The organism is Streptomyces sp. TRM64462, from assembly GCF_013362995.1.
GTDB lineage: Bacteria > Actinomycetota > Actinomycetes > Streptomycetales > Streptomycetaceae > Streptomyces.
Window position 1 is genome coordinate 1 of sequence record NZ_JABWDV010000303.1, and the last position, 9,037, is coordinate 9,037.

The window sequence follows — 9,037 nt, forward strand, 5'->3', positions numbered from 1 at the left end:
CCCCCAAGCTCTTCGAGCAGGGGGTACCCCCACAGGCGCGAACGGGGTCTGGGGCGGAGCCCCGGTTCGGGAAGGGGCGGGGTGGGGAAAGACCCGTCGGACACCCCTGCGGATCCTGCCCGTTGGCGCCGCCCGCGACCCGTCGCCGAGGTGCCCGGTCGTGGTCCCGAGGGCCTACCGGGCCGGCGCCGGGAGGTCCACCAGGTGCGCCAGCGTGTCCTTGTGGTGGCCGGCCGAACCCAGGGCGAGCTGGTCGGCCTTGGCGCGCTTCAGGTGGATGTGTGCCGGATGCTCCCACGTCATCCCGGTGCCGCCGTGCAACTGCACGCACTCCTCCGCCGCGTGCACCGCGACGCGGGAGCAGTACGTCTGCGCGACGGCCACCGCGAGCGGCGCCTCCGGGCTCCCGGTGGCGAGCGCGTCGGCGGCGTCGCGGGCGGCCGCCCTGGCCCCGGCGACCTCCAGCCACAGCCCGGCCATCCGGTGCTTCAGCGCCTGGAACGAGCCGACCGGACGGTTGAACTGGTGCCGCGACCGGGTGTGCCGTACCGCCTCCTCCAGGCACCACTCGGCCAGCCCGAGTTGCTCCGACGCGAGCAGCCCCGCCCCCGCGAGCAGCCCGCGCCGCACCGCCGCACGGGCGGCGTCCGCGTCCGCGAGCCGCGTGCCGGGCGCGTCGGCGGGAGCGGCCGTGACGGCGGCGAGCGGCCGGGTCAGGTCCAGCGGCGTCAGCGGCACGACGGTCGCGTCCGCCGCGTCGACCGCGTACAGCCCGTCCGTACGCGGCACGAGGAGTACGTCGGCGAGCGCGGCGTCCGCGACGGCGGTCACGGTGCCGTCCGCAGCGGGGCCCGCAGCGGCGCCCGCCGTTCCGTCTGCCGGGACCGGGGTGCCCGGGCCGGTCGTGAGCGGGACGGTGAGCACCGCCGTACGGCGGCCCGCCGCGAGCTCCGCCAGCAGGCCGTCGACCGCGTCGGACGCTTCGAGCGCGAGGAGCGTCTCGGTCGCGACCACCGAACTGGTCAGATACGGGGCCGGGGTCACCGCGCGGCCCAGCTCCTCCAGCACGACGGCGGCCTCGCGGTGGCTCGCGCCCTGGCCGCCGCGCTTCTCCGGGACGAGCAGCCCCGCGGCCCCGATGTCCCCGGCAAGGGCCCGCCACAGCTCCGCGTCGTGCAGCGCGGGCGTCTCCAGCCGGGCGGGCAGCGTCACCGGGTCGGCGCGGCCGGCCAGCAGGGCCCGTACGGCCGCCCGCAGATCGGACTCGGCCTCGGTGTAGAGCAGATCCGTCATCGCGCGAGGTCCTTCCAGGGGACGTCCTTGTCGTCGCGCGGCTCGGCGGGCAGCCCGAGGACGCGCTCGGCGACGATGTTCAGCAGTACTTCGCTCGTGCCGCCCTCGATGGAGTTGCCCTTCGAGCGCAGATAGCGGTAGCCGGCGTCGCGGCCGGTGAAGTCGACGAGTTCGGGGCGGCGCATGGTCCAGTCGTCGTACAACAGCCCGTCGTCGCCGAGGAGTTCCACCTCAAGGCCGCTGATCTCCTGGTTGAGCCGGGCGAACGCCAGCTTCATGGCGCTGCCTTCGGGGCCGGGCCGGCCGGCGGCGAGCTGCTGGCGGAGCCGTTCGCCGGTCAGCCGCGCCACCTCCGCCTCCACCCACAGGTCCAGGAGCCGCTGGTGCAGGGCATGCGTGCGCAGCTCGGGGCGGGCCCGCCAGGTGTCGGCGGCGCGCCCGATCATGCCGCCCTCGCGGGGGATGCGCGCGCCGCCGATGGCGACGCGCTCGTTCATCAGGGTGGTACGGGCCACGTTCCAGCCGTCCCCGACCGCGCCGAGCCGGTGGCTGTCCGGGATCCGTACGCCGCTGAGGAACACCTCGTTGAACTCGGCCTCACCGGTGATCTGGCGGAGCGGCCTGACCTCCACGCCCGGGTCGGTCATGTCGCAGAGGAAGTAGGTGATGCCGCGGTGCTTGGGCGCGTCCGGGTCGGTGCGGGCGATGAGGATGGCCCAGCGGGCGACGTGCGCGCTGGACGTCCACACCTTCTGGCCGTCCACCACCCAGTCATCGCCGTCGCGGACGGCGCGCGTGCCGAGCGCGGCGAGGTCGGATCCGGCGCCGGGCTCGCTGAAGAGCTGGCACCAGACCTCCTCGCCCGTCCACAGGGGCCGCAGGAACCGGTGCTTCTGCTCGTCGGAGCCGTACGCGAGGATGGTGGGCGCGGCCATGCCGAGGCCGATGCCGATACGGCGCGGGTCGTTGTCGGGTGCCCCGGCGGCCGCCAGCTCGGCGTCGACGACGGCCTGGAGGGACCGGGGAGCGCCGAGGCCGCCGAGGCCCTCCGGGTAGTGCACCCAGGCCAGGCCGGCGTCGAAGCGGGCCCGGAGGAAGTCGGTGCGGTCGGTGCCGGCGGGCGGGTGCGCGGCGAGCAGCTCCCGCACCTTCGCGCGCAGCGCGGCGGCGGTGTCGCTCTCGGCGGTGGCGCCGGGGTCGGTGCCGGTCTCGGAGCCGGTGCGGGCGTCGGTGTGGGTGTCGGTCATCGGGCGGTTCCTTCCAGGCCGGGCAGGACGACGAGGCGGCCGGTGGTCGTGCCGTCGGCGACGCGCTGCACGGCGGACGCGGCGCCGGCGAACGGGACGCGTTCGCTGACGAGCGGCTTGATGAGCCCCTTGGCCGCGTACTCCGTGAGCGTGTCGTGGCACTGCCGTACGGCGGCCGGGTCGTGCTGGTTGTACAGGCCCCAGTGCAGGCCGAGGACGGCGTAGTTCTTGACGAGCGCGTGGTTGAGCGCGGGCGCCGGGATGTCGCCGCTGGCGAAGCCGACCACGACGATCCGGCCCTCGAACGCCACGCACTTCGCGGACGCGGCGTACGCGGGCCCGCCGACGGGGTCGTAGACGACGTCGGCACCGCGCCCGCCGGTGGCGTCCTTCACGGCGGCGACGATGTCGTCGCCGTGCCGGTCCACGACGACGTCGCAGCCGAGCGACCGGGCCACGGCGGCCTTGTCCGCGCCGCCGGCGACCCCGATGACGCGCGCGCCGGCCGCCTTGCCGAGCTGGACGGCGGCGCTGCCGACCCCGCCCGCCGCCGCGTGCACGAGGAGCGTCTCGCCCTCCCGGAGTCCGGCCCGCCGGTGCAGCCCGAACCACCCGGTCTGGTACCCGATGTGCAGGGCGGCGGCCTCCGCGTCGTCGAGCGCGTCGGGCGCGGGCAGCAGCGCGGCCTCGTCGGCCACGGCGTACTCCGCGAGACCCCCGTACGGCAGGGCCGGCGTGGCGATCACGCGGCGCCCGTCCTCGGTCACGCCGCACACCTCGACGCCCGGCGTGAACGGCAGCGGCGGCCGTACCTGGTAGTGGCCGCGGCAGAGCAGCGCGTCGGGGAAGTTCACGTTCGCGGCCCGCACCTCGACGAGCACCTGCCCGGGGCCGGGCGCCGGCCGGTCGGTCTCCTCGCGCCGCATCACCTCGCTCGGCTCGCCGTTCCGGTGCACGCGCCATGCCTGCATAGGGGCCTCCACAAAGAGTCGGGCATCAGAGCAGTACCGCAAGAGGCTCGCATACTAAGCGGTCGCTTGCCCATCGGGGAAGGGCTCGGCCGCAGCGGGCCATCCAGTTGATGCGGGGGGACTAAAGGTCCATTCTTGGCGATATGGAGCGCATCGCCGCCGTGGCGATCGTCGACGCCCGGGGCAGGGTGACGGGGTGGAGCGAGGGCGCACGGCGGCTCACCGGCTACACGGCCGCCGAGGCCGTGGGCCGGCCCGTCCACGACCTGCTGGCCGACCCCCCGCCCCCGCAGGCCGCCGCCGTACCCACCGGTGAGATCCGCCTCCGGCACCGCGACGGGCGGCCCGCCGCACAGGCCCTGACGGCGTGCCCCGTCATCGGCGGCGACGGCAGCCCGCAGGGCGCCGTCCTCACCGCATCGGCGCACGCCCCGGCGACGGTGGCCGAGCAGGCCTTCCAGCAGGCGTCCCTCTCCATGTCCGCGTTCGACACCCGGCAGCGCTACCTGCGCCTCAACGACGCCGCCTCCCAGATCATGGGAACCACCGAAGAGGCCCTGCGCGGCCGCTACTACCCGGACACCGTCCCCGACGACGCCAGCAGCCAGGGCTTCCTGCGCCACCTGAAGGAGGTCGCCGAGACCGGCAGGCCCACCCACTACGAGAGCTACACACGAGCCCCGTCCGGCGGCAGGGAACACGCCTGGAACGTCGAGATGTGGCCGGTCCGCGAGCCCACCGGCGACGTCACCGCCGTCGCCATGGCCGCCTTCGACAGCACCGAGCAGCACTGGGCCCGCCAGCGCCTCGCCCTCCTCAACGAGGCGGCGACGGCCATCGGCAGCACCCTGGACGTGGAGCGCACCGCCGACGAACTCGTGGACCTCCTCGTACCGCGCTTCGCCCTGTTCGCCAGCGTCGACCTGCTCGACTGGGTGCTCGCCACCGACAAGCCGGAGGCCGCGGAGGGCGCCGACGTCGTCCTGCGCCGCATCGCCCACCGCTCCGTCACACGGGGCACCCCCGAGGCGGTCGTCGAACCGGGCGAGGCCGACCGCTACCCGCCGTACGCGCCGCCCGCCCTGGCCCTGACGACCGGACGGGTGGTGCTCAGCGGAACCGGCGACCCGGACTTCGACCGGTGGATGGCCGGACACACCGCCCGCAGCGCCAAGATCGAGGAACTGGGCGCCCCCGCCATGTCGCTGCTCGCCGTGCCGCTGCGGGCGCGCGGCACCACCCTCGGCGTCGCCGTCCTGGTCCGTCTGGCGGAGCCCGAGCCGTACGGGCCCGACGACGTGACGCTCGCCGAGGAACTCGCCAGCCGGGCCGCCGTCTGCGTCGACAACGCCCGCAGGTTCGCCCGGGAACGCTCCACCGCGCTGGCCCTCCAGCACAGCCTGCTGCCCCAGCGGCTGCCCGGCCAGGCGGCCCTGGAGGTCGCGCACCGCTACCTGCCGTCCGGTTCGCTGGCGGGCATCGGCGGCGACTGGTTCGACGTGATCCCGCTGTCCGGCAGCCGGGTCGCCCTGGTCGTCGGGGACGTCGTGGGCCACGGCATCGAGTCCTCCGCCACCATGGGCCGCCTCCGCACCGCCGTACGAACCCTCGCCGACGTGGACCTGCCGCCCGACGAACTCCTCACGCACCTCGACGACCTGGTCGTCCACCTCGCCGCCGACGACAGCGGCGGCGACGACGTCGCGGAACTGGGCGCCACCTGCCTCTACGCCGTCTACGATCCCGTCTCACGCGCCCTCACCGTGGCCGGCGCCGGCCATCCACCGCCCGTCGTCCGCCTGCCCGACGGCACCACACGGATCGTGGAGATGAGCCCGGGACCGCTCCTCGGCGTCGGCGGGCTGCCGTTCGAGGCGGCCCGGCTCGAACTGCCCGAGGGGTCGCTGCTCGCGCTCTACACGGACGGCCTCGTCGAGGGCCGTGACCGGGACCTCGACGACGGCACCGCCGACCTGTGCCGCGCACTGACCGAACACCCCGACGACCCGCTGGACGACCTGTGCGACGCGGTCGTGAAGTCCGTACTCCCGGACCAGCCCGTCGACGACGTGGCCCTGCTGCTGGCCCGTACGCGTGCCCTCGGCCCCCACCAGGTCGCCACGTGGGACCTGACGCCGGACCCCGCACAGGTGGCCACCGCCCGGCAGTTCGCCACCGACCAGCTCGCCGTGTGGGGCCTGGAGGAGGCGGGCTTCGTCACCGAACTGGTCGTCAGCGAACTCGTCACCAACGCCATCCGCTACGGCGGCCCGCCCGTCCAGCTGCGGCTGATCCGCGACCGCACCCTCATCTGCGAGGTCTCCGACGGCAGCTCGACCTCGCCCCATATGCGCCGCGCCCACATGGACGACGAGGGCGGGCGCGGGCTGCTCCTGGTCGCCCAGCTCACCCAGCGGTGGGGCACCCGGCAGACCGGCGAAGGCAAGACCATCTGGGCCGAACAGGCACTCCCGCCCCCGGGCGGCCTCGCGTTCCCGTGACCCGGACTCGCCCGGCACCCGGCGCAGCGCCGGCACCGGGCGCACGCGGCCGAGCTGCTTGAGCCGGTCGCGGAGCGTACGGGTGGGCGGAGCATGACCCTCCCGTCGGCATGATGGCGCCGCCACAGAGCCGCCACAGAGCCGCCACCGAACCGTCATGGACCGATGGATGGCGAGCCACCGGCGCACCCCGTCCCGACAGGAGGAGTCCTGCGATGCCCCTGCTCCGTGCAGGAACAACGACCCACCGCCGCGCCGCCCGCTGGCGCAGAGCCCTGGCCGCCGTCGTCGTCCTGGCGGCCACCGGCACCACGCTGACCGCGGTGCACCGGCCCGCCCACGCCGCCCTGCCCCCGCACCCGGTCGCGGACCCGGTCCACTACTGGAACGACGTCCTCCTCCAGATCGTCCGCCGCGAGGGCGGGGCGCCCGGACCGATGGCCCGCGCCGCCGCGATGCTGAACGCCGCCATCTACGACGCGGAGAGCTCGTACCGGCTCAAGTGGAAGGGCGGCATCTCCTCCGAGCCCTACATCCACGCCGAGAAGTACGCGGGCTGGGTCGAAGGCCCCGACGAGGAGGAGCGGGTCATCGGCCGCACCGCGTACAACATCCTCCTCAAGCTGTACGGCGGCACCCAGACCGCGTTCCTCGACGCGAAGTTCCGTGAGCGCTTCGGCACCGAACCCACCGAGTTCGACCTGCTCGACGTGACCGTCGTCAACAAGATGGTGACGCAGATGACCGACGCCCGGAACGGCGACGGCTCCGACGACGCCCGCGTGTACGCCGGCACGACCGAACCCGGCGCCTGGCGGCCCACCAGCTACCCCGACATGCCCGACGCGTCGTGTGCGCAGCACAGCCAGGCCGTCGCACCGTACTGGGGCCTGGTCAAGCCCTTCGCGCTGACGTCCGGGTCGCAGTTCAGGCCCCCGACGCCGGGCCTGTACGGAACGTACGAGAAGCTGCTCGCCAGCGACGCGTACAAGGCCCAGGTGGAGGCGGCCCGTACGGCCGGCGCCGACAAGCCGACCGCCCGGACGCCCGTCGTCAACCGGACCCCGGACCAGGAGGCGGCCGCCTGGTTCTGGGCCAACGACAACGACGGCACCTACAAGCCGCCCGGCCAGCTCCTCCAGGCGACGCGCGAGATCGCCACCGCGCGCGGCCTGAACACCTACCAGAACGCCCGCCTCTTCGCCCTCGTCTCGATCGCACTCGCCGACGCCGGGATCGCCGTGCGCGACGTGAAGTTCCAGACCGAGATCGACCTGTGGCGACCGGTGTCGGCCATCCGCGAGGGCGGGCTCGACCCCGAGTGGAAGCCGCTCCTCAAGAACCCGCAGGGCGTCAACGTCAACCCGTGCTTCCCGGCGTGGGCGTCCGGCCACGCCACGTTCGGCGCGGCCTGGGCCGGCATCATGAAGCGGTACTTCGGCAGCGACGCCATCGCCTTCTCGATCACCACCGACGAGCCGCGGTCGCCCGTCAGGACCCGCCACTTCACCAGCTTCAGCGAGGCCGCCCGCGAGGACGCCTACAGCAGGGTCTGGCTCGGCGTCCACTTCCCGTGGGACGCGGACGACGGCCTCACGCTGGGGGACAGGGTGGCGGGCCACGTGTTCGCGACGAAGCTCCGCACGCTGTGAGCTGAGCGGTCGTCGCTACTGCTGCTGCTGCTGCCGCGGCGGCGGCGGGCGGAGCGGCGAAGGAATCACGCCGATCTCGCTCATACGGGTGGCCTCCGCGCCCCGTCGTCAGGACGACACCTCCCACCGTCCGCCCACTGATCGCGAGGCCCCCGCCCACCCCTGACCGCCCGCCCACGCCGCCCGCGACGGCACGAGACCGGACTGCCGAAGTGCGACAGCGCAGTCCGGTATCCGCCGTGTCGTGACGTCCCCGCCGGTATCGTCGGCGCCGTACGGGGGAACGGACCGGATCGGCGACGCGGGGATTCGGGGGACGATGCTGGAAGTACGCCTTCTCGGCCCGGCCGAGGTGTGGGACGGGGACCGGCGGATCCCCCTGACCGGCCCCAAGCCGACGGCGATCCTCGCCGCGCTCGTCGTGCACGCCGGCGAAGTCCTCTCCACCGAACGGCTGGTGGACCTGGTGTGGGAGGAGAAGCCACCCGTCACCGCGCGGGCGCTCGTCGCCTCCCACGTCTCGGCGCTCCGCCGCGCCCTGGCGGGAGCCGCCGCCGGGTGCGCCACGATCGGGACGCGCTCGCCGGGGTACGTCGCCGAGCTGCCGCGCGACCGTATCGACGCCCACCGGTTCGAGCAGGCGCTGGCGCTCGGCCGGCGCACCGCCGCCCAGGGGCGCCCCGCCGAGGCCGCCGACATCCTGCGCGACGCGCTGGGGCTGTGGCGCGGCCAGGACGCGCTGGAGGGCCTGGGCCAGTCCTTCGCCCGGATCGAGGCGGCGCGCCTCGCGGAACTGCGGCGCGTCGGCCTGGAGGCACGGTTCGCCGCGGAACTCGCGGTCGGCTGCCGCGCGGAGATCGTCGCGGAACTGTACGCCGCCGTGGCCGCCAACCCCCTGCGGGAGCGGCTGCGCGGTCAGCTGATGACGGCCCTGTTCCGCACCGGCCGCCTCCCCGACGCGCTCCGCGTCTACCAGGAGGGCCGCGACCTCCTCCGCACCGAACTGGGACTCGACCCGGGCCCGGTCCTCCGCACCCTCCACCAGGCCCTCCTGACCGGCGACACCACCCTCCTGGGCCCGCCGACGACCGCCGCCGTACCCGAGGGTCCGGCGCCGTCGCCGCCCCCAGCGGCGGACACGACCCTGCCCGCGACTCGGACCACGGCAACAGCGCCTCTCTCCCGGCGCATTGAGCCATCGGAACCAGGAGCCCCGGCGAGCACGCCCCTGCCCGAGGGCTCGACGGGACCGTCCCCCGCTCCGTCCGCCGACTGGGCTGCGGCAGGGGCCTCTCCGGCCTGGCCCGTTGAGCCGTCGGCGTCAGGCTCCCGGGCGGGTACGCCCCTGCCCGAGGGCTCGACGGGACCGTCCC

6 protein-coding genes are annotated in these 9,037 nt (G+C 74.7%); 3 read left to right on the top strand and 3 right to left on the bottom strand.

The annotated features are described in order from the left end of the window. Positions 1 to 174: 174 nt before the first annotated feature. Genes HTZ82_RS14710 through HTZ82_RS14720 form a run of 3 tightly spaced genes read right to left on the bottom strand, consistent with a single transcriptional unit; the run spans position 175 to position 3,511 of the window. Complete coding sequence (locus HTZ82_RS14710; protein ID WP_175409822.1) at positions 175 to 1,293, bottom strand: acyl-CoA dehydrogenase family protein; 1,119 nt, start codon at positions 1,291 to 1,293, stop codon at positions 175 to 177. After that, the gene (locus tag HTZ82_RS14715) at positions 1,290 to 2,540 is read right to left on the bottom strand and encodes an acyl-CoA dehydrogenase family protein (protein WP_175409823.1); all 1,251 of its coding nucleotides are present in this window, start codon (positions 2,538 to 2,540) and stop codon (positions 1,290 to 1,292) included. Before HTZ82_RS14715 ends, HTZ82_RS14710 begins: the two co-directional genes overlap by 4 nt. Beyond that, positions 2,537 to 3,511 (bottom strand): NADPH:quinone oxidoreductase family protein, encoded by a 975-nt coding sequence (locus HTZ82_RS14720; protein ID WP_175409824.1) that lies wholly within the window; start codon positions 3,509 to 3,511, stop codon positions 2,537 to 2,539. Before HTZ82_RS14720 ends, HTZ82_RS14715 begins: the two co-directional genes overlap by 4 nt. Positions 3,512 to 3,654: 143 nt before the next feature. On the opposite strand from HTZ82_RS14720, the gene HTZ82_RS14725 reads away from it, so the two are divergent. The 3 genes from HTZ82_RS14725 to HTZ82_RS14735 form a co-directional block, all read left to right on the top strand. Continuing rightward, positions 3,655 to 6,012 carry a SpoIIE family protein phosphatase gene (locus HTZ82_RS14725; RefSeq protein WP_175409825.1) on the top strand — a complete coding sequence of 786 codons (2,358 nt, stop codon included), beginning with the start codon at positions 3,655 to 3,657 and terminating at the stop codon, positions 6,010 to 6,012. Positions 6,013 to 6,227: 215 nt separating this feature from the next. Next, positions 6,228 to 7,664, top strand: coding sequence for a vanadium-dependent haloperoxidase (locus tag HTZ82_RS14730; protein ID WP_175409826.1), 1,437 nt, complete (start codon positions 6,228 to 6,230; stop codon positions 7,662 to 7,664). A 319-nt stretch (positions 7,665 to 7,983) separates the two neighbouring features. Continuing rightward, on the top strand, positions 7,984 to 9,037 hold a 1,054-nt coding region (locus HTZ82_RS14735; protein WP_175409827.1), incomplete at its 3' end, for an AfsR/SARP family transcriptional regulator.